A 26,321-nucleotide genomic window follows, 5' to 3' on the forward strand; every position below is an offset into this window, starting at 1 on the left:
ATAGCCAAGTGCTACTGCCAGACCAAAAGGATATACGCGTGGTTAAACCCAACATTATTAGAACAAGCGAAAATCCCCTTCAAACCATCGAAGTCGACGTGTACGACGAATATGGTGAAAAGCTTACTAAGCAGATCGCCTGCGAGCGCCCTCTTACCGTCATGCTGAACTGGAAAGAGATCGTGACCTTGATGACACTCGGCTCAAGGCCCGACTCTCTCGTATTGGGCTACTTAAAGAACCAAGGTTTTCTGTCTGACCCAGCAGCCATTGAATCATTAATTATCGACTGGGAAACCCATTCAGCGGCCGTGGTCACCCAAGAAAATACGGACTTTCTTGAAGAAGCCTTGAAGAAGAAAACCGTCACCTCAGGCTGCGGTCAAGGCACCATGTATGGCAACGTTATGAAGCAACTTGAAGGCTATCAAGTACCACAAACACCACTCAAGCAATCTCAAATTTACGCGACGCTCGAAGCCCTGACACATTACAACGACACTTACAAAAAAGCCGGAGCGGTTCATGGCTGCGCTATTTGTAAAGGTGACGAAGTCTTATCGTTTGTTGAAGATGTAGGCCGTCACAACGCGGTCGACACCCTTGCTGGTGAAATGTGGATCAATGAAGAAACGGGAGATGACAAAATCTTCTACACTACGGGACGATTAACCTCAGAGATGGTGATTAAAGTCGCACAGATGGGGATCCCAGTGTTGTTGTCTCGTTCTGGTGTGACTCAAATGGGGCTAGATCTCGCCAAACAGTTTGGGATTACGACTATCGCGCGTGCTAAAGGCTTACGCTTCCAAGTCTTTACCGGCGGTGAAAAAGTCGACTTTGATGTGAAAGGCAACAGCTAAGCTTGGTGCAAATCCATTTAACCAAACAGCCTCCTAATTTAGGAGGCTTTTTTAATAGGATTGTCATCCAATAAGAATCGCCTCACAGCCTTCACTCGTCTCCCCCAAACATTCAAATTACTCTGTGACGAAATACTCAACCATTACAGAGTCAACATGAATCTTATCGTCAATGTTCATAAAGGGGTCCGTAAGCTCGGATTTGAATGGGCAACACGCCAAGCATGGAAATGCGGCATGAAAGCCAACTTAGTCACACGTGTCGTAGGTGTTGCCAAAGGACAAGTCGTTTGTGTGATTGAAGGTGTGCGCGCTGAACTCTCTACCGAGATCAACAACCCACATCACAATGATGAAAAGCAAGGTCGATACGTATTTGTTGGTGGCGAACTGTGGGAGCCCAACAACCTACTTGCCCCAGCGTTTCCAAGTTTTATGTTTATGCATGTACGCAATCTAGGTAGCAAGCATAAGTATATGACGGATGATGAACTGCTGTTTAACTTAGCGTAATCCGAAAAATGGTCGCTCTATTTCTCAAATGTTTGATTGGTGCAGCGGCTGTCATGCTGATTGCCATCCTATCTAAAAGTAAGAACTTCTTTATTGCAGGGCTAGTACCTCTGTTTCCAAGTTTTGCTTTGATCGCCCATTACATCGTTGCAACCGAGCGAAATATGGAAGCACTTCGTATGACGGCGCTGTTTGGGCTTTATTCGCTTATGCCTTATGCGGCTTATTTGATTGCGGTTTATTACTTTAGTTATCACTTGTCGGTGTTGGGGACGCTGTTATTTGCGGTGTTGGTTTGGGTGATGTTTGCGTATTTGTTGTTGATGGTTTGGGTTCGGGGTGTGGCTGTGGGTTGATTTTAGTATACAAAAAAGCCCCGCTTCCGCGAGGCTTTCATCAAAGCAATCTTACCAATTACCCGTCAATCCCTTTCGATCTCAAGAACTCAGCATACGTGCCGCGGAAGTCATTGATCTTCCCGTCTTTGATCTCAAGAATACGAGTCGCTAGCGAGTCTACAAACACGCGGTCATGAGATACGAAGAATAACGTACCTTTGTACTGCTCAAGTGCATTATTTAGCGATTCGATAGACTCCATATCCATGTGGTTGGTTGGTTCATCCATCAGTAGCATGTTTGGCTTGTGCATCATGATCTTACCGAGAAGCATACGACCTTGCTCACCACCTGATAGCACTTTTACAGATTTTTTAATGTCATCTTGACCAAATAGCATACGACCTAGGAAGCTACGGATAACTTGCTCGTCATCGCCTTCTTGACGCCATTGACCCATCCAGTCCATTAAGTTCATGTCTTCTTCGAAGTCATGAGCATGATCCTGTGCGTAGTAACCGATGTTGCTGTTTTCAGACCACTTGTACTCACCAGTACGAGGTTCGAGTACACCAGCAAGTGTGTTTAGCAAAGTCGTTTTACCCACACCGTTTTCACCGATGATAGCAACACGCTCACCCACTTCGAAGATTGCGTTGAAGCCAGCAAACAGATCATTTTCGAAACCTTGGCTTAGGTTCTCAACGTTAAGTGCGTTACGGAATAGCTCTTTCTCTTGGTCAAAACGAATAAATGGGTTTTGACGGCTTGAAGGTTTCACTTCTTCTAGCTGGATCTTATCAATCTGTTTAGCACGAGATGTTGCCTGCTTCGCTTTAGATGCGTTTGCAGAGAAACGCGCTACGAAGGTGTTTAGCTCAGCAATCTGCGCTTTCTTCTTCGCATTGTCCGCCAATAGACGTTCACGGGCTTGTGAAGCCGCAACCATGTATTCATCATAGTTACCAGTAAACAGACGAAGCTCACCGTAATCCAAGTCAGCCATGTGCGTACACACTGAGTTTAGGAAGTGACGGTCGTGCGAGATGATGATCATGGTGCAGTTGCGTTGGTTTAGCGTTTCTTCTAGCCAACGAATCGTGTCCATATCCAAGTTGTTGGTTGGTTCGTCTAGCAGCATGATGTGCGGGTCAGCAAAAAGTACCTGAGCCAATAGCACACGCAGTTTCCAACCTGGAGCCACTTCGCTCATTAGACCAAAGTGCTGCTCTTCTGGAATACCTACTGCCAATAGTAGCTCGCCAGCTTTCGCTTCTGCCATGTATCCATCAAGTTCAGCAAACTGAACTTCTAGGTCTGCTACTTTCATGCCGTCTTCTTCGCTCATCTCTGCTAGCGAGTAAATACGGTCACGCTCTTGCTTGATTGCCCAAAGTTCTTTGTGACCCATGATAACAGTGTCAACAACCGTGAACTCTTCGTAAGCGAACTGGTCCTGATTTAGCTTAGCTACGCGTTCGTTCGGATCATAAGAGACGTTTCCGCTCGTAGGTTCCAACTCGCCGCTCAAAATCTTCATGAAAGTTGATTTACCACAGCCGTTTGCGCCGATAAGGCCATAACGGTTGCCTTCGCCAAACTTAATAGAGATGTTTTCAAACAGTGGTTTAGCACCAAACTGTTGAGTGATATTTGCGGTCGATAGCACGAGCGTTACCTATGTGAATGAACAAAACTGCGCAACCCTACAGTCTCTTGCTCCGAGATGCAAGTAAGAACCGCTTTATGGATAAAAACAGACGGTTTTTTCTGTTCTCTAGAGCAGAGCGCTAAGAGTCAAACTACACTAATAACAAATCAATAAGACTCAATCAGTTACGGGTGGGAAGCTGACAATGATAAAACAGACATTCTGGTTTTGGTTGATGGTGATAACGCTGAGCTTCCCGAGTCACGCGCGCTGGGATTATCAGGACGATACGCTACCCACAGCGTCGGAAGGTGCACTCTCTTTAGAGCAAGAAATTACAACCTTCCCAAAAGCGCTGTTTATGACGCCATCGGATATCAACAAAGTGCGGCGCCTACTCTCCTACACCTTAGATCAACAAGATCGCAGCATCATTGAGTTTAATGAAGCACTTGCGGTCTACAGAGATGAGCCAAGTGATGACCATTGGTTTAACGTTCAAAGTGATTATTTGACTTTAAACAGTTTAAGTTTGAGCAAACAGTCTCTATTAGAATTTGCCTCAGAAAAGACCTTTGCTCAACTAACTGGTTTTGGTCCTGATGGCGTCACACAGTTCAAACAGGAGTGGCTAATTACGCAGCTCAACGCAGAATACTTCCTGTTCTTTCAGCTTCGCAGTCTAAAAACTCTGATAAAAGAGATATTTATCTCCCCTGTCCCGGTCATTTGGGTTGGCGTGCAGGTCTTTGTCATCTATTCACTACTCATGTGGTGGTTAGCCAACCAACGTAGATTGTTTGATCAATTCAAAGCACATGTCTCAACCTCAATGAACAAGCCTCCTATATGGGTGCGCGTGATCTGGTATATAGGGCGTGCAAGCAACGCGATCGCCTGGTTAATTGCTATTACCGTCTCTTTGCGAGTACTCAGCAGTATCGAGGCGCTTTCTCAGCTTTACTACATAGAACTGTTTACCTGGTGGATATTAGGTGGCTCCATTGCCATCTCCTTTATCCTTGAGTTTGTGCAGCGCAATAGTCTTGCCACCAATAAAACCGTGGCTGCTCTGAGGTTGTCTACGGTTAGGCGCTATGTATGGAGCTTTATTGTCGTTGGCCTAGTTCTTCAAATTGCTTCACAGACACTTGGCAAAGGCACTATCTATTATTGGATAACCAGCGCTTTTTCTTTCTGGTTTGCACTTATTACCCTAAGCGTCATCATCATGTGGAAACAGGTGGTGTTCGAATCGTTAGATAAGATCTCTGAGAAACCGATTATTGTTGTCTGGGCTGCAGCGAGAAAAGATGTATTTATTCTCGGATGGATTGCTACCGCCATTGCGACTTTGTGGATCGCTTTGCATCATTTAAAAAATCGTCTCATTGGACTTTTGTCCCAGAACACAATGTTTAATCAAGCGCTCACCTATCTGTTCAAGATTGAAGTGGCAAAACAAACCAGCAACAGCGCCGACGAAAATCTTGTGCGCATTAAAGGGGATGCTGCTTTTGAATATGTCCTCCCTGGAGATGACAGTAGCCCTTTGGTTGACTATGCAAAACAAGAAATACAACAACTTTCCAAATACCTGCTCACCAACAGTCCAGCGATTTGTATTGTCACCGGAGAGCGCGGTATCGGTGCTACTCGTTTGCTTACTCAAATTCTTAGCAAAGTAAAGAACGCCGAGCCGGTTTACATCAATTGTCCAAGTTCCGGTTACAACGATTTGCTAATGCATTTGGCGGTAAGCCTAGGGTTAGAAGAAGAAACCAGCGAAGTGAAAATTCTTAGCCACCTCAGAAAAAGCAACACGCACTACTTAATCGCGATTGATAACTGCCAACGAATGGTGAAGCCTAAGGTGGGCGGATTAAACGACTTAATCCGATTCACCAATCTACTTCGCCGTTCCAAGCAAAGTCATCGCGCGGTATTTTCGATTGAAAAAGCCAGTTGGCGCTTTATCGACAGAGCGCGCGGAGAACGTTTGCTTTTCGACTGGGTGGCCTTTCTACCAAGGTGGAGCGAGGAACAAGTGTCGTCGCTTCTCGACAGTCGTATTAATCCCAATGTTAGCCACTCAGTGAGCTTTGAAGGGCTTGTCGTGCCAAAGCAGTGGGACAACGACAGTGAATCAGAAGAAGATCGCGCGAAACAAGGCTTCTATCGAATCTTGTGGCATTACTCAGATGGCAATCCAACGGTAGCGCTACGATTTTTCCGTTTCTCGTTGAATCGAAACAAAGAAACGAAGCAAGTTGCGGTGCGACTCTTCCACGCTCCCGAATCCGAGGAACTCGATAAAATGCCCAAACCTATGTTGGCTATATTGCGCTCCATCGTCCAGCTTGAATCCGCTTCGCCAGAAGATGTCTCGGATTGTACACAGCTCACTATCTCTGAAGTCATTGGTTCTCTCAGGTATTTCCAGAGCAGAGGCTATATTGAATGGCGCGAAGATAAGGCAAGGATTTCCGACCATTGGTTTAGACATATCACCAACGTATTAGACCGTCAGCATTTACTGGTTAAGTGAGCCGTTTAGTGATGAACAGAATGATAATAAAGCGTTTACTCTTGCTGCCTTTGGCTTTGGTTGCATCCTTAACTTGGGCAAGTGAAGAGATCCCATCAGTGGATAGTATTACTCAATTTGCCTCGCTCATTCGCTGGTCGGGTGTGCTGGCGAGTATTCTTATCGTAATGGCGACATGGCTACTGATTAAGTTCATGAACTCTATGGTAGAGAGCATTGGAGGCCAGTTTGTTCAATATCGAATGCTACTGCAAAAGCTTCAATCCTTCCTACAGTTCTTCATTTATATGACAGCGGGCATTGTCGTTTTCATGCTCAGCTTTCGAATAAACGACCACATACTCGCCCTGATTGGTGGGACACTGGCAGTGTCTGTTGGTTTCGCGATGAAAGATCTCGCCGCCTCTTTTATTGCCGGACTAACGGTCATGATAGACAGGCCATTCCAAGTTGGTGACCGCGTCACATTCGAAGGCAATTATGGTGATATATTGACGATAGGTCTGCGCTCCGTACGGATGAGAACTCTAAATGATGACATCATCACCATCCCAAACAACAAGTTCTTAAACGAAGTTACCGTCAGTGGTAACTATGGCGCACTAGACATGCAGGTTGTGATTCCATTTTATGTAGGAATGAACGAAGACATCGTGCTGGCACGTAACTTAATTCAAGAAGCCGCGTCATCAAGTCGTTATATTCACCTCCCCAAACCCGTCACTGTGCTCGTCAAACAGACCATTACCGATAACTATCTGGCGATCCAGCTAACTTGCAAAGCCTATGTGGTGGATACCGCGTATGAAAAGTTATTCGAAACCGATATCACGCTTCGAGTTATGAGCGAATTTCAAAAGCATGGTATCCATCCGCCCCAAATAGCTGTTAAGAATGGTTAATCGTTTTATAGACAAATGCGCAGATCAGCGCCCCCTCATGTAAACACTTTAGTGTCAAAATGAGGGTTCGCGGTTAATACTTCTATACTCGCGATCTGATCGAGTTCAACTAATCGCTCACCGCTTTGCTGGCTAAGCTTAATGCACTCGGCCTTAACGTCATTGCGAGCGGTATCGAGCGCTGTACCCTCTATTTTCTCACCATTTTTCATCAACAACCTTATCGGATATCGATGCATGCAAGCGATTTCTACATAGTCGTAATCACTACAGCGAATCATTAAAACTCCTTGTTTAAGAGAAACTGACTTAGTCATTGCTTCAAAAGGCTTGGCCAGTTTTGATCGGCGCTAGCAATGTTGCCTGGAATATCCTGCTGCCATGTGCTTTGCACTGACTTACTATAATTAAGATACAGCTTATCGTCGTGAATATACCACGCATTAGGGTCGATTTTCGCCGTATAGCCTTTACTCACTGCCCAGGCGCGGTAACCACCGTACTGAGGTGCGTAGCGGTCTGGATTGGCAGTGAACAGTTCTTGGTTTTGCTTGGATGAGAAGTACCAGGTCGCGTCATCCCATTCATAGGTATAGTCATTATCACCTTTGACAGGTTTGCCTTGTGTAAAGTAAGCCACCGGATCATAACCGCGAATCGCTTTACCAAATAAGTCGCTATATACAGGCTCGAGAGCATACGCATTAGTGGCCAATGTCAGCCAAAGACATAGAGAAGCAAACAGTTTGAATAGTGGCATAGTCTCTCCTTGTTTTGAATACGTAACAGCATAAGTAGACAGGACGAGATAGGATTATCTTTCAGCCAAAACGGAATTTCTCTGCGTACTGTTAAGTCGAGAATAAGGGCCCATCTCAGGAGGTAGTTATGAATTGGTTTTATATACTCGCGCTCACCATATCGAGCACTGCATTTGCAGGCGGCAACACAGGCGGCACCCCAACCGTTCCCTGCTGGGTGAATGGAGATTATCAAGGCAATATGTTGATCACCAAATGCTGGGATATGGGTGGTTTACCTAATAAAAAGCGGTCAACGGAAAACTAAGTCACGCTCTTTGTGGCAATGACTCGTGGTGCTCACGCTCCAAGCGGCCCAGTTAAAAACAATAAAATTTGTCGTTTTCACAAAAACATCAAGTTGATACCTAGTGGTGCGCTACCTACTATTCCACGCACGTAACGCTGCAATCATTACCCTTGCATTCAGCGTCGTTATAAAACTTTGGAGTAGTTGACTTGAACAAGTTATCACACATGAATGTCGAAAAACTGGGTAAAGAACGTTTTAAGCGTGAGCACGATCTGTTGATGCTAAACCGTGTTACCGACCGCGAATTCGAATCTAGAATGGCCATCTGGGATGCGCTTTCTCTCGCGAGCGCACCACTTGGTGAAGCCAAGCAGTTTATCGAAAATACCTTCAATAAACTTCAAAATGACATTATCCAAGCGCGCAAAGAATTCACTATGAGCTTCAGTGATTTTGAAGTCATGGCGACTGAGGAGATTAACTACATTCGCGTCAATGTCGCTGATACCAAGTCTCAGAAAATTTGGTATGCCCTAATTACAGTAATGGTGCTTGGCACCGTTGCTATTTGTATGCAGTAAGCTATTAGTATTAATCTATTGCTACAGATAAAAAACGCGAGGCTCACCTCGCGTTTTCTTTATGCACTCACCAACAGGTGATGGTCAGTTTTGTTCGGCAAATACAAAGTAAACTGACTGCCTTCCCCTTCCACTGACTGTACCTTTATCTCACCGCCGGTTTGACTCAAGATACTTTGCGATACAGATAACCCAAGTCCGGTGCCGTCACGTTTTGTAGTAAAAAATGGGTCAAAAATACGCTTTAGATTTCGCTTCGAGATACCACAGCCCTCATCAATCACATGAATCAGCGCACCCACGCTCTCATTGCCTTCTATCCAATCTTCGGTGAGTACAGTAAGGCGGCCCTTACCATTCATTGCATGGATCGCGTTCATTTGTAAGTTCACCAATATTTGCAGCAGTTGATGACGATTCACCTCAACTGGGGTTTTGGCGTGCAAATCCACCACAAACTCTACATCGCGCTTTTTTGAACCCGTTCGAACTAAGGTTACACTTTCATCTACGATGGGATTGACATGCTGCCAAGTAATTTCATCTTGAACGCCACCCTGACGGCTGTATTGCAAAAGGCTTCTTGTGATATTTCTGATGCGGTCAATCTGCGCCAAAATGGCGTCAACTTCTTCTTCGACACGATCAATATCTGAGCCAAGCTCAAACTTGATAAGTTCGACGTTACCTAAAATAACGGCAGTCGGATTATTGATCTCATGCGCAATACCCGCGGTCAGTTCACCTAGCGCCGCCAACTTCTCATTGATTACGAGCTTATCCCGAGTTTGGTTAAGAAGTTGAATGTGCAGCTCTAACTGCTCGGTTTTCTCTTTGAGACTAGCAGTACGAGAGTGAACCTTACCCTCAAGCTCATGAGCGGCTTCTTGGATTTGTTCATTTCGATATTGAAGCTGATTGAGCATATTGTCGAACTGAGTTGCAAGCTGACTTAGCTCGTGCTTTGAGTTCAAGCCCAGCTCACCAATACGTTCTTCATCCTTGCCAAGCTGCACCATTTTTACAACACGGTGAATTTGCTCAATAGGTCGGAAGAGATCTCTTGCACCTCGATACACAATGAACCCAGAAATGAGCAATAACGACAAAATGATGGCGGTAATTTCACCTAAATTGGTGATATAGGTTTTAATCAAAGGCCATACCAAATATCCGGTGTAGGTTATACCTACTGTGTCGCCATGCCAATCCACGATTGGATTGTAACCTGCGATATACCAAGCGTCGTAAACGAACGCTTTATCAATCCAAACCTCACCACGTTCAAGTACGGCCTCCCTGACCTCCTCTGACACAACCGTACCTAACGCTCGCCGGCCTTCGTAGGAGTCTTCCATAATAACGTTGGTCGCAATCCGCAGGTCATCAAGAAATAGCGTCACCGTACCTTTGTAGCTATTGCTAGAGTAAATCGTGCTCTTTATCTCATCGACGAGCACCAAGTTATTATTCATTAGCACGCCACCATCAAGATAACCTAGCAATTTGCTGTTGGCGTCATACACAGCGGTGACAGTCCGACTTATCAAAGACCGAGTCTCATTAATATGCTTAGATTGATGCCATACTTCAGCATGATCAGACAAAATCGGGTCTATAGTATTGGCTTGCGTTCGGGTGAGTACATCAAAGAAACTCTTTTGACTCGCCATCTGAGAGTAATCTTTTGGATTATCGACTTGTTGCTCAGATATCCAACGTAAATAATCAAGGCCATAACGCTCTCGCTGGGAACTGACCCACGAATCAAACTCATCATGGGTTTGGAGATAGTCTAAACGGGTACGAAACTCATAAGAAGAAGCAAACGCGTCTAGATGGTCGTACTGCCGTGTCTGCAAGTTTTGAATCTTGTCCTCAACAATATTTAGGCGCTCCGCTACATCAACCAACGCGCTTTGCCACGTGTAATGCACAGACCAATAAGCGGTGATGCCAAACAGAGCAATCAAGGTCAAAAATATTGGCGCTGACGTGAGAAACAACAAGCGATATCGCACCATAGAAGTGATACGGTAACGCCACTTGCTGATAAAGCGGTTTTCTCTATTCATCTAGGTCGTTCTCGTCCCACTCTTTGTACTTGCGCTCCAAGGTCTTGCGTGCGACGCCAAGATCGCGCGAAGCCGCTGATTTGTTACCCGAATGAAAATCCACCACCTGTTGAATATGAGACTTCTCAACATCTTTTAATGACCAAGAGTTTGGATAACCAAAATCGCCTTCAACAACCTCGTTGGTGCTTGGCATGGTGGTGAGGTCATTGACCGACATCGTGATTGAAGTATTCACTGAGCCACCTTTCATTTCGGTGAAATGATGGGCTGGCGGTTTGTTTAGCAAAATACAGCGCTCTAGCATATTTTTAAGCTCTCGCACGTTGCCGGGCCAGTCGTAGTCCTGCATCGCATGCATATCTTCGTGCGCCCATTTCGGTTCAACAACACCCAGCTCTCGCGACAATTGGCGAGTAAAAAATGGGACAAGATCAGATAGATCGGCAAGACGCTGTCTTAGTGCTGGCACATCGATCTTAAGTACGTTTAGTCGATAGAAAAGGTCTTCACGAAACTCTCCGCTGGCCACTTGCTCACGTAAGTTTCGGTTAGTTGCTGCAACAACGCGAACATCAATACTGATCTCTTTCTCAGTACCAACGGGTCTGACGGTGCGCTGCTCCAACACCCTCAGTAGTGATGCCTGCATTGCCAATGGCATCTCTCCAATCTCATCAAGGAATAGTGTCCCCCCACTTGCCACGCGAAACAGACCCTCTCGGCTTTTTTTCGCGCCAGTAAAAGCGCCCGCTGCATGCCCAAACAACTCACTTTCCAATAGCTCGGGCGCTAAAGCTCCGCAGTTCACAGCGACAAATGGCCCCTGCCTTTGACTGGCAGTATGAATGCCTCTTGCGACAAGCTCCTTACCCGTACCCGACTCCCCTTCAATCAATACTGACGCACGTGATGGGGCATATTGGGTAATTAGTTGCTTTAGCTGTTTGGTTTTCTCTGAGCTACCAATTAAGTCTTTGCTAACACGGCGGCTAATATCATGGCTAAGTGCCAAATTCATTCTTTCCGTCAAACGCTTATCCATACAGCGTTTAACCGCTTGTAGCATTTGCTCCAGATTGAAAGGCTTTAATATAAAATCAGACGCCCCAAGCTTTAACGCGCTAATCGCGACGTCTAAGTCAGCATAGCCCGTCATAAATATCACATCCGCTTTTCGCTCTTGATCGCTAAACGCTTCTTTCCACTCAATACCGGAGCGGCCAGGAAGATTGATATCAAGGATGATCAGATCATAGTGATTCTGGATACGAAGGTTTTCTGCTTCTTCCACACTATTCGCAGTGTCAACATGGCCAAAGCCTTTACTAAGCGCCTTTTTAAGTACGGTTTGCATGCCAACTTCATCATCGACAACAAGCACCGAGAAAGCCAAATAAGGCGAAGATTGTTGGTTGGGGACATCAGAGGTTTGAAATAAAGTCATAAAGCGTTGTTATTGTTCCTATTTGAGACAGAGTGTACCAATCTATTGCAAAACATCATGGGTAAAAGTGCGACATTTTGTCCCAGCTCAAATTAATTGTAGTTTACCCTATGAAATTTTTAGCAAAATGTCGCACTTTGCCTCTTTTTTCCTATGGAAATTGTGGCATTGTCTTTGCTTAAGGATAGGGCTCGCAAAGAGCACATGGTTTTACGATAAAAACAACAATGGACAACACTATGACCACCTCTCTATCAATTGCCTCTCGTTTTAAGGCTCCACAATTAATAGTAACTGCAGTATCTATGGCAACACTGTCTGTTTCGGCTTATGCAGACAATGGCGAACAATCCCGAGTTCGCCTAGCTACCACCACAAGTACGTATCACTCAGGACTTCTCGACTACCTATTGCCGGAATTTACCCAAGAGACCGGCTACCAAGTGGATATCATCGCTGCGGGTACAGGAAAATCGCTCAAAATGGGTGAAAATGGTGATGTGGATGTCGTGATGACCCACGCTCCCAAAGCAGAAGCGAGCTTTGTCGAGTCAGGCTTTGGCATTGAACCTCGCAGCGTGATGTATAACGATTTTGTTATTGTAGGTCCAGAGAAAGATCCAGCAGACGTTCACGACCAAAAAAGCATTGAAGAAGTCTTTGATCATATTGCCAAAACCAATGCCATTTTCATTTCACGCGGTGATGACTCAGGCACACACAAAAAAGAGCTGCAGATTTGGAAGCAAACGAAGATTCAACCAGACTTTGGCGGCTATCGCTCTGTAGGTCAAGGAATGGGGCCAACACTTAATATGGCGTCAGAAATGCAAGGCTACACTATGACCGACCGTGGTACTTGGCTCGCTTATCAAGCTAAACTTGATTTAACCGTCCTCTTCCAAGGTGATAAGCAATTGTTCAACCCTTACCAGGTTATCGTCGTCAACCCAGAGCGTTACCCTGCCCTCAATACTAAGGGTGCTCGTGCACTCAGCGATTGGTTAGTGTCAGAAAAGGGCCAAACGATGATCAACAACTACCGAAAAATGGGCGAGCAGCTGTTTGTCGCTGATGCTGAGAAAAACAACAGTTAATGAGCATTACCGAAACAACAATGGAGGCGCTGAGCCTCCTATTTAGCCTAGACAGAGACCTGTGGCGCATTGTGGCCGTCTCGTTTAGTGTATCCATCTCTGCAGTGTCTCTCGTCGTGCTGCCTGCGATAATTGCTTCTTACTTTTTGGCTTACACCAACTTTCCGGGTAAGTGGTTTTTGTTATCTCTGGTTAATACCATGCAAGCCATCCCAACGGTGGTGATCGGTCTTTTACTGTACATGCTGCTATCACGTTCAGGGCCACTGGGTGATTGGGAAATGCTGTTTACGCAGCGAGCTATGATCGTTGGACAGATCTTAATTTGTTTCCCTGTTTTGGTCTCTATGATGCACGGCGCCCTGCAAAGTACTGACAAACGCGCACTTGAAACGTCCGTCACGCTTGGCGTATCACGTTTTCGCACCCTCATGACCTTGATTTGGGAATCGCGTTTTCCACTTATGGCTGCGGTCGTTGCCGGATTTTCACGCATCGTGACCGAAGTGGGCTGCTCAATGATGGTAGGCGGCAATATTATGGGACTCACAAGAAACATCCCAACGGCTATCGCGATGGAAAGTCATAAAGGCGCATTTGCTCAAGGTGTTGCTCTTGGCATCGTCCTTCTCGTATTGGCTCTAGTACTCAACTTCCTACTGTCTTCGATGCGAGGTAAAGGCGTACTTCGAACCTAGACAATTCTATACATATACATGCCTGAATTTGCCTCTCAGGAAAAGCGTCAGTTTTTGATACCCAAACTATAATTAACCCAAGACACTGCTTAAGGGACAACAATGACAATACAAATAAAAGCAAAGCAGGTTTCGATGCGGTTTAAAGACCGTGTTCTTTTTCATATTCCTAGCCTCACTATTGGTCCTAATGAAGCTTTGTACCTTAAAGGTGATAACGGCGTTGGTAAAACCACTTTACTAAAAATTCTTGCCGGACTTCTTAAGCCGACTTCCGGAACTATTGAACCACGCAGTCAGTCAATGGTTTCACGACTTTTTAGTGGCTCAGGCCGCAAGGATGTCATCTACCTTCATCAGTCTCCCTACTTATTTGATGGTACCGTCTATCAGAACGTTGTCTATGGTATCAAGCACAAACGCATCGACATTCACGATAAGCGCGCTGAAGTCATTTCCGCGTTGCGACTCGTTGGTTTAGAGACGCTAGCGGATGAGCATGTATCTGTATTGTCTGGCGGCGAAAAACAGCGAGTTGCTATGGCAAGGGCGTGGGTATTAAAACCGTCTATATTATTGATGGATGAACCTAGCGCCTCTCTCGATCAGGAGTCTATTGAGCGCTTAGTTTTTATGGCGCAAGACCTATTAGAACACGGTTCAAGCATTGTGGTGACCAGCCATCAAACCAACGCCCTCACCCGCTTGTGTCGAAAACAATGGTGGATTAAAGACTGCACCTTGATAGAATCACCGCTGCTTCAAATCATCGATAAAAAACAAAAAGATAAAGAGAGTATTTATGTTGCATCCAACTCAGACTAGTTGGGTTATTCTTGCTGGTGGACAAGCTTCTCGCATGGGAGGCAATGACAAAGGGTTAATTGAGTTCAATGGGAAGCCACTTATTGAACATGTGATCGAACGCCTTAGCGCGCAAACCGATGACATCACAATCAATGCCAACCGCAACCAAGAGCGTTATCAACAATACGCACCAGTTATCAGCGACTCGTATCCTGATTATCCCGGTCCTTTAGGTGGCATTCATGCCGGACTGAAAGATTCGAATTCAGATTGGGTTGGTTTTGTACCTTGTGACAGTCCATTTATTGATGCTACGGTCGTCGAGCGATTTTGCCAATCCGTGACAGAGCAATCCGACATCCTAGTTGCTCACGACGGCGATTTTCATCAACCTGTTTTCACTATGTTTCATAAGCGGGTGCTTCCAAAACTAGAGGCCTTTTTGGAACGTGGCGATCGCAAAATTATCTTGCTCTATAAAGAGTGCCACACCGACTATGTCGATTTCTCAGACAGTCCCGAGTGTTTTGTGAACCTCAATACGCCAGAAGAATTGGCGAATCTTGCGACATCAAACGATCATCATTAAAGAGCGCACTATGACCATTAAGTCTATCAACAATGTTCCCCTTCTCGGTTTTGCAGCCTACAGTGGTACCGGTAAAACCACGTTACTTGAAGCCTTGTTGCCAAAGCTAACAGAAACTGGCCTGCGCATCGGTGTGTTAAAACACGCTCACCACAATTTTGATGTCGATAAGCCAGGTAAAGACAGTTACCGCTTGAGAAAAGCAGGGGCGAACCAGATGCTGATTTCATCTCGCTACCGTCACGCACTTATGACTGAAACACCGGACTCTGAAGCGGGTTTTGAACACTTACTATCGCGATTTGACCATCAAGCTCTCGATCTTATTTTGGTCGAAGGCTGTAAAAATATCGCTTTTCCAAAGATTGAGTTGAACCGCCAGGAAGTTGGAAAACCTTGGCTACATCCAAGTGATGACAATATTATCGCAATAGCGTCTGATAGTGAGCTTGATGTAACGATCCCAACCATGAGCATCAATGATCTCGATGCCATCAAACAGTTCATCTTAGATTATGTGACATCGCGGAATGCTAGTTCACCGGCCGCTGCCTGCTGCGATACACTCTCTCCTGCATTTCTATCTGTTGTGCAAGGACAGCAAAAGATACTAGAAGCCATTTCTCCTATTGATGCGACGGAAACTATCGTACTGGAACGCGCCTACGGTCGCGTACTGGCGGAAGATATCAGCTCACCTATCAATGTTCCGGCTTACACCAACTCGGCAATGGATGGTTACGCTATTCGTGGCGAAGACATAGCTCATGAGCAGTTTCATGTGGTCGCGAGCATTATGGCTGGACACGGTTACGACAAAACTCTGACTCAAGGCCAAGCCGCCCAAATTATGACAGGCGCACCTATGCCAGAAGGCGCTGATACCGTGGTCATGCGCGAGCAGGCGATTGTAGATGGTGAACGTGTTGGTTTCGCGAATGCCTCAATTAAACAGGGGCAAAATGTCCGTCAAGCAGGTGAAGATTTGGCGGAAGGCCAGTCTGTGTTTACCAGCGGAACATTGGTTCAATCTCCAGAGATGGGTATGATTGCTTCTTTAGGTATGAATACCGTAAGCGTAAGACGTTCACTTCGCGTTGCCGTGTTCTCGACCGGCGATGAAGTACAAGCGCCAGGCACGCCGCTTAACGCTAATTCCATTTATGACTCGAACCGCTACACCATTATGGCCATGCTTCAAAAGCTTGGTTGTGAGATTGTTGATCTGGGTATCTTAGAAGATAACGAAGCCATTATGGAGCAGGCCATTGTTGAAGCGAGCAAAAGTGCTGATCTTATTATCACATCTGGTGGCGTCTCGGTGGGTGATGCCGACTTCATCAAAAATGTTTTAGAGAAACGTGGCAGTGTTGATTTCTGGCGTATTAATATGCGTCCGGGCCGCCCGCTTGCATTTGGTGACATCAGCGACGTGCCATTCTTTGGCCTTCCCGGTAATCCTGTTGCGGTCATGGTCTCGTTCATCAACTTTGTAGAGCCAGCCATTAAGAAAATGCAAGGTACACTGAACTTTGAACCACTCAAGGTGCCAGCTATCGCAACAGAATCGCTACGTTCACGTCAGGGTCGTACAGAATTCAGCCGTGGTGTCTACGAAGTTGATAGCCTGACTGGGCAATTGAGCGTTAAAACGACAGGCAAGCAAGGCTCTGGAATTCTGCGTTCAATGAGTGAAGCAAACTGTCTGATCGAAATCGCTCCGCATATCGATACAGTAAAACCCGGTGAAAGCGTGACAATCATCCCGCTTCAAGGCAGAATCTAGCGCTTAGATTTGTCAGGCATCAAATACAATAGGTAATACCATGGCTCGTACCATCATCTACGAATACAAAAACGAAGAGAAAACACTCACGTTTTCTTATCAGCAGCACCGTAATATCCATGAAGCGGTAGCAGAAGCAGAAGGGATCGACCTGACAGAGTTCCTTAAAATGGAACAGCAAATCGAAGCCATTTCTGACACCAAGGCGGTTCGCAACTATCGCGACAATCACTTTAAAAAGCTCGGTTTTGGCAAGATCACGCTCAAACCAAAAGAGAATTTTGGTGTTGGCAAAAAGCCGATGTAAACGCCCCCTAATCGAACATACCCAAACACCGAGCTTTCGCTCGGTGTTTTTTCACTCGTCATAAATCCTTCACGACACGTTCAGTTTCACCACCGCTAACAGGCTAACGAGGTGTTCGATTCTAGCCAACCTCCACCCAACCCACCTTTAAGCATGACAAGTTAGTAAGTCGCTCTCAGATTATTTGTGTCAATAGCTAAAAAACTGTAGATCTAATGGAACTTGTGGCGCAAAAAGGCAACTAAGTTCTCATTGAATCGCTACTATGCGTTAAATGTTGAACGACTACCGGACCACGATGATTAGAAACTCTGTTACTTTCGCTCTAGCTGCAAGTTTACTTTTAACTATGTCTGGCTGCGCCACTCATAACGAGTTCGCGTCGGAAGCAGATCTTCACTACCATAACCAGCAAGCGCGTGATTTTTGCAAACAACTTAACGACGGAGCGGAGTATTATCAGTGCTTTGATCGATACATATTAAAAGCGTCATCAGTCACCGTACACAAGTTGAATGCCACCCAGCGCTCACTGCAAAGAGCAATTGAAACCCGTTCAAGTTAATATTTAGAGCCTGGTTAGACCGCAGGCTCCTCCATCAACAACTTCACGCCCAGCCCAATCAAAACGACGCCCGTCGTCGCCTCCATCCATTTCGTAAATTTCGAGTTTTTTAACAGAGACTTAGCCGAATTTAACATCCCAGACAAACCGCACTGCCAAATCATCGCTATGACAAAATGGATTGCCGCCATCAACATCGACTGTGCAAATGGAGAGTATTCCGGGTTAATGAATTGTGGGAGAAAAGCAAGATAAAACACGGCGGTTTTGGGATTCAGAACATTAGAGAGAAAGCCCTCTCGTAGAGAACGTTTACCGGAAATTTTATTCACGACCGACTGCTCGACGGCCATTGCAGATGCCTTCCTAAGTGAGCGTAAACTAGAAAGCCCCAGCCAAATTAGATAGGCCGCACCAATTGCTTTAACGACGGAAAACAGCTCTGCAGATTGAGTTAAAACAACTGAAATACCGAGTGCGGAAAAGGTTGCGTGGACAAATAATCCTAAGCAAATCCCTAAGCTCGTTACAGCGCCATCTTGGAATCCACCACGTGTTGTGTTTCGAATCACCAGCGCAGTGTCCAGCCCGGGTGTTAATGTGAGGATCGTGATCGCGACAATAAACGCTTCGAAGTTTTGAATGTGCATAGTAAACAGCTGTGTTCTAGGGCAATCCTCTGATTCTGCTTCAAATCACCGTAAAAAGCGAATGTCTTTTGAGCGTCGTATAGCATTAACCTTTTCGCAACCCATTGTTAATGTTAACGTATAGCCTTCGTTCACACGATAGGTCACAGACATGGAATACTACAATAAACTGGTTGAACACTATAATACGATTGCTAATTTTGGGCACCTTTCGGCTATTTGTGGCTGGGATGCCGCGGCGATGATGCCCTCAGGTGGTAATCAAGCTCGCTCGGAAGCGATGGCTCAGCTTTCGTTGCACATTCACCAACTCTCTACCGCACCACAGCTCGGTGAATGGTTTGACAAAGCCGAATCCGACTCCCTTGATGACATGCAACGAGCCAGTCTTTCTGAAATGAAACGACAATGGCGTTTGACAACCGTAGTGCCTGAAGATCTTGTTAAAGCGAAGTCACTAGCTGGCTCTAAGTGTGAGCACGCATGGCGCACTCAGCGGGGTGAAAATGACTGGAACGGCTTTTGTGCGAACTTCGAAGAAGTTGTGAACCTATCTCAGCAAGAAGCTCAAATTCGGGCAGAACAAGGCGGTCTAACGCCTTATGATGCAATGCTTGATATTTATGAGCCTGGGGTGAACTCTGCCCAGCTTGACACTCTGTTCGGTGATCTTATCTCCTGGCTACCTGAGCTCACCCAGCAAGTCATTGAAAAGCAAAACACAGAGTCGGTTTACGTGACGGACGAACGCTACGCCACCTCAGAGCAAAATGCACTCGGATTAGAGGTCATGAAACTGCTCAAGTTTGATTTTGATCATGGTCGTCTAGATATCAGCTCACACCCATTCTGTGGAGGTGTACCGCAAGATGTGCGCATTACGACTCGGTACGATGAAACTGACTTTGTTCAATCGCTAATGGGTATTGTTCACGAAACTGGCCACGCTCGCTACGAACAAGGCTTACCAACGGCTTTCTCTGGCTTGCCAGTTGGTGAAGCGCGCTCAATGGGCATTCATGAATCTCAATCACTGTTTTTTGAAATGCAGTTAGGTCGAAGTGACGGTTTTATTCACCATCTGTCACCTTTGGCACAAAAGCATTTTGCTTCCAATGACGCAAAGGTATTTGAAGCAAGTAACTTGCAAAAAATCTACACTCGAGTTCAGCCGGGCTATATCCGCGTTGATGCTGATGAGCTAACCTACCCTGCTCACGTGATCCTACGCTATGAAATTGAACGTGATCTTATGAACGGCAAGATTTCATACAAAGATATCCCTGAACTATGGGATCAAAAAATGCAGCAATACCTGGGTTTGTCGACGAAAGGCAACTACAAAGATGGCTGTATGCAAGACATTCACTGGACAGATGGCGCCTTCGGTTACTTCCCGTCTTACACGCTTGGCGCGATGTATGCGGCTCAGTTTATGGCTGCGATGAAGCAAACCGTTAATGTCGATGAAGCGATTAACAGCGGTAACCTAAACCCAATTTTCACCTGGTTAAGTGACAATATTTGGTCAAAGGGCAGCTCACTGTCGACTGAAGAGCTTGTTAAACAAGCAACGGGAGAGACGTTAAATGCACAGCACTTTCAGTCTCACTTAATCAATCGATATTTATAGTAGAAACGATACGCAGGTGTCGAAATACGTCTGCGTATAAATCTCTTTAACACCACGGCAAGTATTACCAATACCAATAACTAAAGCCTCTATATTCCTAGTATTTATTGTTTCGCACAACAATTAAGCTATCGATTAATAAAACCCATTAAAGGGTTGGATCAATTGATGACAAGTATATGATTTACCTGAACCTTTAATTTATATGGAAATATTCCCGTGCGAAAACTTCTTATTATATTAGCAGCGTCGTGTGCTAGTTTTCAGTCTCATGGATTTTGGAGTCTTGGTCTAAATGGTAGCATGACAGATGTAAATGGTGTCGCCAGCCACGGCTATGGTATTCATGGTGGCTTTCACATCTCCCCATACTTAGGATTTGAGCTTGGTTACAAAAAACTAGGTGAAGACCACTCCTCCGGGGTTGAGGTTTCCTATGACTCACTTTCTTTTCTCGTACAGCCTAACTATCGGCTGTCTCTGTTTAATGTATATGCTAATTTGGGTACACATGTTTATGAGGGAGAGTCAGACCTTCAAGCTCAGTTTGTCTATGGTATTGGAGCAGAATTACCCATCTCAAATCAATTTACGTTGAGCACTGAATACAACTTCTATAATGTTGGTGCAACAGATATTGAAGCTTTAACTTTTAAAGCAAACTATTACTTTTAGGGTGTATGTTCGATGAAGATTAAAACACAACATAAACACCTATTCGGTAGTGCAATCGTATTATCTTTTTCCACTACGATGCTGCTTGGATGCTTGGGTATTACTGAGGAGACAGAAGGCGTTGTAGAACCAGAAGAGTTGGTGAATTTACTCACTAGCTCAAATAAAGCAGTCAATGGAAATCCGGGGTTGTGGGGTAACGATGCAAATACAACAGTGCGTTTTGATACCAGCTCGGATATTCCTGTCTACTTCGTCAGCAATGGTGGAGGAATGGTACCGGATGTTATTCAAGAATCAGTTAACGTAATGAGTAATCAACTTGGTGTTCGATTTTCAGAATTTGTTGTTCTTGATGAAGATCTAAGTCAGTATCGAGACAACAACTATCCAAACCAAAACGTCGGAAACTACCGTTTTAGCAAAGGCGCATTTCAATCAAAACATGGCATCAATGGAGGTATCGTATTTGCTATCGATACAGCATTCTATTCTCACCAATATTCGTTCAGTCCATCGACTATGTGTGCTAACGCAAGTCATGCGCCCTATGATGGTGGGATGGCTATCGACATCGACTACAATACGCAAACCTACCAGTCAGCTACATTGCTGTGGGTAAACCTGGGTAACCGCCAATGTAGCTGGGATAAAGCCATTGTACTGCATGAAATGGCGCACGTTTTGGGACTGTTCCAACACTTTGAATACTATGGCTCTTGGAATACGACCTCCATGGCTGTACTAAAACTCCTTTATAGAAACCACCCTGGTACACCTTTCCATTCCTTATCCATGTAGGTCGATATTTACAACAAAGGCGACATTTCTGTCGCCTTTGTACATCTTAACCACGTTAGGTAGCGCTTAGAAAATATGAAGCGTTGCGTTAATGGTAAAGCTGTCTAAATCTTTATCGTTTGAGAACGACGTCTTAATGCCGTTGAAACGCTGCCAGCTCGCACCCACAGAAAGCATGTCTGTTACGAAGTACTCAGCACCTACGCCGTACATAAAGTCAGTGCCGCTGTCGCTACCATTTAGGTTGCCTTTGTAGTCTGCGTTGTAGTAGTGGAAGCCACCTTTTGCGTAGATTTGGATTGGACCGATATCGATACTTGGCTTAAGTGCCGCATACCAAGAGCCTAACTCAGCATAGCCCGTGCTACCGTTGCTTGCGGCCATATCGTAGTTACCGTGCTTCCAGTAACCACCTTCAATACCGATAATAGGTAGGATACCCGTACCTACATGGAAACCCATTGGCGTGTCGCTGTTACCATTGTAGTCTCCACGACCTGCTGAAACACCACCATACAACCAAGCATCTGCGAATGCAGACGTTGAGGCACCAACAAGCGCAAGCGCTAAAAGTGTCTTTTTCATTTGTAACCTTCTTGTTTAATAGAATGCGGCGAATCCAATCAAAGCCACCGCGGAGCTTTATATATCACACACTATATCTTTTGAGAAACTCATCCGTTTTAATTTTTGGTAAAACCTGAAGGTTTCTCAGAGACATAGTTCAAAATTCTTGCAGTAAATCCACTAAATTGCCGTCAACAGGCATCGATAGCGTTCAGCACTCGTTTATCCGAAACTGGGTATGGTGTACCAAGTTGTTGAGCGAAATAACTGACACGCAGCTCTTCGAGCATCCAGCGGATCTCTTTTACGTTTTCGGGTATTTTCATGCCTTTCGGGATCTTGTTAAGCAGCTCTTTGTAATCCTGCGTGACTGATTCCACTTTTAGCATGTGCATTCGGTCGCGATTTGGATCAATCGGTAACTTTTCCATGCGTTTTTCGATGGCTTTAAGGTAACGAAGAATATCTGGTAGACGTTTCCAGCCACACTCCGTTGCAAAGCCTTTGAAGATCAATCCTTCAACCTGCGCTTTAACATCCGAAAGCGCAAAGGCCATCGTCAAATCAACGCGGCCCTTAAGCTTTTTATTGATGTTAAACGCCGTGGTAAGAATGGTTTCGACCTGCTTAGCAATGTCAACTACCGTGTCGCCCAACTCACCTCGTACATGCTCTTTGAGCTGTTCGAACTTATCAGCATCCCAGACAAGACCACCCTGTCCTTCTATCAGCTTATCGATACCGCACGCTATACAGTCATCGATTAAGTCTAACACTTTACCGTAAGGGTTAAAATACAAACCGAGTTTAGATTTGTTCGGTAAGTTGGTGTGCAAGTATTTAATCGGTGAAGGTACATTAAGCAGCAGAAGTCGGCGCTGACCTTCTTTCATCACCTGCTCTTGTTCTACCTCTGTCTCGAATAGCTTAATCTCAACACTGTCTTTGTTATCAACAAGCGCTGGGTACGCTTTGACATCAAAACCACCACGTTTCTGAGAATACACTTTTGGCAACTCGCCAAAACTCCACGTATGCAGACCTTGCTGTTCGATATCATCATCAGCCACTTTAGACAGTGTTGCTTGGACCTTATCCTTCAAACTTTCTTTCAGCTCGTAGAGATCACGATTCTCTTTCAGCTTACGATTACGATGATCCACCGCGCGGAATGTAATGCGCAGGTGTTCAGGTAACTGGTCAAGTTTCCAATCATCACGAAGCACTTCAACACCCGTCATTCGACGTAGCTCTTTTTCCAGCGAATCGAGTAGCGGTGTTTCCATCGGCGTAGCGCGCGCGAGGAAGGCATCGGCATAGTTTGGTGCCGGTACAAAGTTCTTACGCAGTGTTTTTGGTAGCGCTTTGATAAGACTGACTATCAATTCATGACGCAAACCTGGGATCTGCCAATCAAAACCATCTTGGTCAATCTGGTTTAAGATTGGGAGCGGAATATGTACTGTCACACCGTCGTTATCTTCGCCCGGCTCAAACTGGTAGCTTAACTTCAGTTTGAAGCCACCTTGGTGCCAAAAGTTCGGATAGTCTAAGTCCGTGACGTGACTTGCATCGCCCTTAAACAGCATCTCTTTTTCAAAGTTGAGTAGCTCTTTATTTTGCTGACTTGCCTTCTTCCACCAAGTATCAAAGTGTTTGCCGGAAACGACTTCTGTGCCGACACGCTGATCGTAGAATTCGAACAGCTCATCATCATCGACCAAGATGTCGCGGCGACGTGATTTATGCTCTAGTTCTTCAACTTCTTGAAGCAGTTTACGGTTCTGCTTAAAGAATGCGTGCTTGGTTTCCCAATCGCCTTCTACTAATGCACTACGAACAAACAATTCACGACTGATTACTGGATCGATAGCACCATAGCTGACTAAGCGCTTAGGGACGATCGGTACTCCGTAAAGCATCACTTTTTCATGTGCCATTACTGCAGCGCGTTTTTTTGACCAATGGGGTTCACTGTAACTACGCTTGATTAAATGCTTAGCGAGTGGCTCAATCCATTCCGGTTGGATTTTAGCGATGACACGACCCCAAAGCTTTGATGTTTCCACCAGCTCGGCCGACATGATCCATTTTGGTTGCTTCTTAAACAAACCTGAAGCAGGGAAAATATGAAAACGAGCGTTACGTGCACCCTGATACTCATTTTTCTCTTGGTCTTTGACACCAATGTGAGAAAGAAGACCAACGAGAAGTGCACTGTGAACGGCTTGGTAGCTGCCCGGCTCTTGGTTAAGCTTGGCATCCATTTCACGCATCGCTTGATGAATTTGGAAATAAACGTCCTGCCACTCACGAACACGTAAGTAGTTCAGGTAGTCCTGTTTACACTGCTTGCGGAACTGATTTCCTGAAAGCGCTTTTTGCTGCTTTTGGATGTAGTCCCACACGTTAACAAACGTTAAGAAGTCCGACTCTTTGTCAAAGAAGCGTCGATGTTTGTCGTCCGAAGATTGCTGTTTGTCACTTGGACGTTCGCGAGGGTCTTGAATAGACAGTGCGGATGCAATCACCATCACTTCTTTCAAACAACCCAGGCGCGGCGCTTCGATCACCATGCGAGCAAGACGAGGGTCAATCGGAAGACGTGCTAACTGACGACCAATTGCCGTTAAACGTTTTCTTGGATCTTTGGCTTTATCGTTAATAGCACCTAGCTCTTCAAGAAGACGCACACCATCTTGGATGTTGCGTTTGTCTGGCGCTTCAACGAATGGAAACGCTTCAATGTCGCCAAGACCGAGGGCTGTCATTTGAAGAATAACCGATGCCAAGTTAGTTCGTAGGATCTCTGGATCGGTAAACTCTGGACGTGACTCGAAGTCTTCCTCAGAGTACAAACGAATACAGATACCTTCTTCAACACGACCACAACGACCTTTACGCTGGTTTGCGCTCGCTTGCGATACCGGTTCAATAGGCAGACGCTGAACCTTAGTACGATAGCTATAACGACTGATACGCGCAGTACCCGGATCGATAACGTATTTTATACCAGGTACAGTCAATGACGTCTCAGCGACGTTGGTGGCGAGAACTATACGACGACCTGCATGAGGCTGGAAGATTTTATTTTGCTCACCAGCCGAGAGGCGCGCATACAAAGGCACGACTTCAGTATCACGAAGGTTACGTTTACTCAACGCATCCGCGGTATCACGAATTTCACGTTCACCGTTCATGAAGATTAGGATGTCGCCCAAACCTTCGTCACACAGTTCATCAACCGCTTCAAAGATACCCTCTAGCTGATCACGATCGGTATCGTCATCACCACGCAACGGACGATAGCGCGTTTCAACAGGATAAGTACGACCCGATACCTCAATAATTGGTGCATCGTTAAAGTGCTTTGAAAAGCGCTCTGGGTCGATAGTTGCAGAAGTGATGATCACTTTTAAATCGGGACGCTTTGGCAGCAATTCACGCAAGTAACCAAGAATAAAATCGATGTTTAGACTGCGCTCGTGCGCTTCATCAATAATAATGGTGTCGTATTGATTTAGGAAACGGTCGTGCTGGATCTCAGCCAGTAAGATACCGTCTGTCATCAACTTAATTTGAGTGTTATCAGAGATTTGGTCGTTGAATCGTACTTTATAACCAACAAACTCGCCCAAAGAGGTTTCCATCTCTTCAGCGATACGGTTCGCTACCGAGCGTGCAGCAAGTCGTCTTGGCTGCGTATGGCCAATTAAGCCAAATTTACCACGCCCAAGCTCTGAACATATTTTTGGCAGCTGAGTCGTTTTACCTGACCCCGTTTCACCGGCAACGATAACCACTTGGTTTTCTTCAATTGCTTTGGCAATGTCATCTTTCTTTTGACTGACCGGAAGCAGTTCTGGGTACTCGATGTGTTTTGATTGATTAGCGCGCAGCTCGGCTTCCATCATCGATTTTGCGATATCTACGGCGATTTCATCGAATACGGCGGCTTGAGCCTCAGGCTTCTTAATTTTTGCTGCGCCAGCAATACGTTTACTCAGGCGAAAACGGTCTCGAATCATGCAGTCTTTTAATGCTTTTTTCAGTGACTGCGCGTTGTTCGCTTGAGCCATGGCTGGCTGATTTGATTGTTGTGAGGAAGTCAAAACATTCCCTGCTATTTTTCTTATTTAAAACTGGCGCGATTGTAGCATAGCTACCAACCTTGG

24 protein-coding genes are annotated in these 26,321 nt (G+C 45.5%); 16 read left to right on the forward strand and 8 right to left on the reverse strand.

Annotated features, from left to right (window positions below; genetic code table 11):
* Positions 1 to 38 precede the first annotated feature (38 nt).
* The 3 genes from ACJB0T_RS17915 (at position 39) to ACJB0T_RS17925 (ending at position 1,732) form a co-directional block, all read left to right on the forward strand.
* Complete coding sequence (locus tag ACJB0T_RS17915) at positions 39 to 863, forward strand: formate dehydrogenase accessory sulfurtransferase FdhD (RefSeq protein WP_479290204.1); 825 nt, start codon at positions 39 to 41, stop codon at positions 861 to 863.
* A gap of 156 nt (positions 864 to 1,019) precedes the next feature.
* Positions 1,020 to 1,376 carry an acyl-CoA synthetase gene (locus tag ACJB0T_RS17920; RefSeq protein WP_479290206.1) on the forward strand — a complete coding sequence of 119 codons (357 nt, stop codon included), beginning with the start codon at positions 1,020 to 1,022 and terminating at the stop codon, positions 1,374 to 1,376.
* An 8-nt stretch (positions 1,377 to 1,384) separates the two neighbouring features.
* Positions 1,385 to 1,732, forward strand: coding sequence for a GlpM family protein (locus tag ACJB0T_RS17925; protein ID WP_479290211.1), 348 nt, complete (start codon positions 1,385 to 1,387; stop codon positions 1,730 to 1,732).
* Positions 1,733 to 1,790: 58 nt separating this feature from the next.
* On the opposite strand, the gene ACJB0T_RS17930 is transcribed toward ACJB0T_RS17925, so the two are convergent.
* Positions 1,791 to 3,383: an ABC-F family ATPase gene (locus tag ACJB0T_RS17930; protein ID WP_479290212.1), complete on the reverse strand. Its 1,593-nt coding sequence runs from the start codon at positions 3,381 to 3,383 to the stop codon at positions 1,791 to 1,793.
* Positions 3,384 to 3,570: 187 nt separating this feature from the next.
* Here ACJB0T_RS17930 and ACJB0T_RS17935 point away from each other — a divergent pair, with 187 nt between their 5' ends.
* Together ACJB0T_RS17935 and ACJB0T_RS17940 are read left to right on the forward strand one after the other, a co-directional pair.
* Positions 3,571 to 5,913, forward strand: a complete 2,343-nt coding sequence (locus ACJB0T_RS17935) for an ATP-binding protein (RefSeq protein ID WP_479290216.1) — start codon at positions 3,571 to 3,573, stop codon at positions 5,911 to 5,913.
* A gap of 20 nt (positions 5,914 to 5,933) precedes the next feature.
* Entirely contained in the window at positions 5,934 to 6,815 is an 882-nt protein-coding gene (locus ACJB0T_RS17940; RefSeq protein WP_479292256.1) for a mechanosensitive ion channel family protein, read from the forward strand.
* A gap of 35 nt (positions 6,816 to 6,850) precedes the next feature.
* On the opposite strand, the gene ACJB0T_RS17945 is transcribed toward ACJB0T_RS17940, so the two are convergent.
* On the reverse strand, positions 6,851 to 7,096 hold the full coding sequence (locus ACJB0T_RS17945; RefSeq protein ID WP_479290218.1) for a Rho-binding antiterminator: 246 nt from the start codon (positions 7,094 to 7,096) through the stop codon (positions 6,851 to 6,853).
* A gap of 32 nt (positions 7,097 to 7,128) precedes the next feature.
* Positions 7,129 to 7,575 carry a YHS domain-containing (seleno)protein gene (locus ACJB0T_RS17950; RefSeq protein WP_479290221.1) on the reverse strand — a complete coding sequence of 149 codons (447 nt, stop codon included), beginning with the start codon at positions 7,573 to 7,575 and terminating at the stop codon, positions 7,129 to 7,131.
* A 128-nt stretch (positions 7,576 to 7,703) separates the two neighbouring features.
* Between ACJB0T_RS17950 and ACJB0T_RS17955 the strand changes: the two genes are divergently transcribed.
* Both ACJB0T_RS17955 and ACJB0T_RS17960 read left to right on the forward strand, forming a co-directional pair.
* A complete protein-coding gene (locus ACJB0T_RS17955; protein WP_479290223.1) occupies positions 7,704 to 7,883 on the forward strand; it encodes a hypothetical protein in 180 nt (59 codons plus the stop codon).
* Positions 7,884 to 8,074: 191 nt separating this feature from the next.
* Positions 8,075 to 8,449 (forward strand): thiamine-phosphate diphosphorylase, encoded by a 375-nt coding sequence (locus tag ACJB0T_RS17960; RefSeq protein WP_479290225.1) that lies wholly within the window; start codon positions 8,075 to 8,077, stop codon positions 8,447 to 8,449.
* 59 nt (positions 8,450 to 8,508) lie between these two features.
* Here the strand turns inward: ACJB0T_RS17960 and ACJB0T_RS17965 are convergent, their stop codons facing one another.
* Both ACJB0T_RS17965 and ACJB0T_RS17970 read right to left on the reverse strand, forming a co-directional pair.
* Positions 8,509 to 10,524 carry a sensor histidine kinase gene (locus tag ACJB0T_RS17965; protein ID WP_479290227.1) on the reverse strand — a complete coding sequence of 672 codons (2,016 nt, stop codon included), beginning with the start codon at positions 10,522 to 10,524 and terminating at the stop codon, positions 8,509 to 8,511.
* Positions 10,517 to 11,971 (reverse strand): sigma-54-dependent transcriptional regulator, encoded by a 1,455-nt coding sequence (locus tag ACJB0T_RS17970; protein WP_479290229.1) that lies wholly within the window; start codon positions 11,969 to 11,971, stop codon positions 10,517 to 10,519. Before ACJB0T_RS17970 ends, ACJB0T_RS17965 begins: the two co-directional genes overlap by 8 nt.
* Before the next feature lie 239 nt (positions 11,972 to 12,210).
* On the opposite strand from ACJB0T_RS17970, the gene ACJB0T_RS17975 reads away from it, so the two are divergent.
* The 6 genes from ACJB0T_RS17975 to ACJB0T_RS18000 all read left to right on the forward strand — a co-directional run bounded on the left by ACJB0T_RS17975 (position 12,211) and on the right by ACJB0T_RS18000 (position 17,255).
* The gene (locus tag ACJB0T_RS17975) at positions 12,211 to 13,068 is read left to right on the forward strand and encodes an ABC transporter substrate-binding protein (protein WP_479290231.1); all 858 of its coding nucleotides are present in this window, start codon (positions 12,211 to 12,213) and stop codon (positions 13,066 to 13,068) included.
* Entirely contained in the window at positions 13,068 to 13,766 is a 699-nt protein-coding gene (locus ACJB0T_RS17980; protein WP_479290233.1) for an ABC transporter permease, read from the forward strand. Before ACJB0T_RS17975 ends, ACJB0T_RS17980 begins: the two co-directional genes overlap by 1 nt.
* A 102-nt stretch (positions 13,767 to 13,868) precedes the next feature.
* Positions 13,869 to 14,591, forward strand: a complete 723-nt coding sequence (locus ACJB0T_RS17985) for an energy-coupling factor ABC transporter ATP-binding protein (RefSeq protein ID WP_479290235.1) — start codon at positions 13,869 to 13,871, stop codon at positions 14,589 to 14,591.
* Positions 14,569 to 15,162, forward strand: coding sequence for a molybdenum cofactor guanylyltransferase MobA (mobA, locus tag ACJB0T_RS17990; RefSeq protein ID WP_479290237.1), 594 nt, complete (start codon positions 14,569 to 14,571; stop codon positions 15,160 to 15,162). Before ACJB0T_RS17985 ends, mobA begins: the two co-directional genes overlap by 23 nt.
* Before the next feature lie 16 nt (positions 15,163 to 15,178).
* Positions 15,179 to 16,948 carry a bifunctional molybdopterin-guanine dinucleotide biosynthesis adaptor protein MobB/molybdopterin molybdotransferase MoeA gene (locus ACJB0T_RS17995; protein WP_479292258.1) on the forward strand — a complete coding sequence of 590 codons (1,770 nt, stop codon included), beginning with the start codon at positions 15,179 to 15,181 and terminating at the stop codon, positions 16,946 to 16,948.
* A gap of 40 nt (positions 16,949 to 16,988) precedes the next feature.
* Positions 16,989 to 17,255 carry a DUF2960 domain-containing protein gene (locus ACJB0T_RS18000; RefSeq protein WP_042501483.1) on the forward strand — a complete coding sequence of 89 codons (267 nt, stop codon included), beginning with the start codon at positions 16,989 to 16,991 and terminating at the stop codon, positions 17,253 to 17,255.
* A gap of 579 nt (positions 17,256 to 17,834) precedes the next feature.
* On the opposite strand, the gene ACJB0T_RS18005 is transcribed toward ACJB0T_RS18000, so the two are convergent.
* Complete coding sequence (locus tag ACJB0T_RS18005) at positions 17,835 to 18,470, reverse strand: LysE family translocator (RefSeq protein WP_479290239.1); 636 nt, start codon at positions 18,468 to 18,470, stop codon at positions 17,835 to 17,837.
* A gap of 151 nt (positions 18,471 to 18,621) precedes the next feature.
* On the opposite strand from ACJB0T_RS18005, the gene ACJB0T_RS18010 reads away from it, so the two are divergent.
* The 3 genes from ACJB0T_RS18010 (at position 18,622) to ACJB0T_RS18020 (ending at position 21,579) form a co-directional block, all read left to right on the forward strand.
* Positions 18,622 to 20,103 carry a carboxypeptidase M32 gene (locus tag ACJB0T_RS18010; protein WP_479290241.1) on the forward strand — a complete coding sequence of 494 codons (1,482 nt, stop codon included), beginning with the start codon at positions 18,622 to 18,624 and terminating at the stop codon, positions 20,101 to 20,103.
* Positions 20,104 to 20,322: 219 nt separating this feature from the next.
* A complete protein-coding gene (locus ACJB0T_RS18015; RefSeq protein WP_479290242.1) occupies positions 20,323 to 20,778 on the forward strand; it encodes an outer membrane beta-barrel protein in 456 nt (151 codons plus the stop codon).
* Positions 20,779 to 20,790: 12 nt separating this feature from the next.
* On the forward strand, positions 20,791 to 21,579 hold the full coding sequence (locus tag ACJB0T_RS18020) for a hypothetical protein (RefSeq protein ID WP_479290244.1): 789 nt from the start codon (positions 20,791 to 20,793) through the stop codon (positions 21,577 to 21,579).
* Between the two features lie 66 nt (positions 21,580 to 21,645).
* Here the strand turns inward: ACJB0T_RS18020 and ACJB0T_RS18025 are convergent, their stop codons facing one another.
* Together ACJB0T_RS18025 and hrpA are read right to left on the reverse strand one after the other, a co-directional pair.
* Entirely contained in the window at positions 21,646 to 22,164 is a 519-nt protein-coding gene (locus ACJB0T_RS18025) for a porin family protein (protein WP_479290245.1), read from the reverse strand.
* A gap of 173 nt (positions 22,165 to 22,337) precedes the next feature.
* The gene (gene hrpA / locus ACJB0T_RS18030) at positions 22,338 to 26,225 is read right to left on the reverse strand and encodes an ATP-dependent RNA helicase HrpA (RefSeq protein ID WP_479292260.1); all 3,888 of its coding nucleotides are present in this window, start codon (positions 26,223 to 26,225) and stop codon (positions 22,338 to 22,340) included.
* Between the last annotated feature and the right edge of the window lie 96 nt (positions 26,226 to 26,321).

Source organism: Vibrio sp. CB1-5, assembly GCF_059412285.1.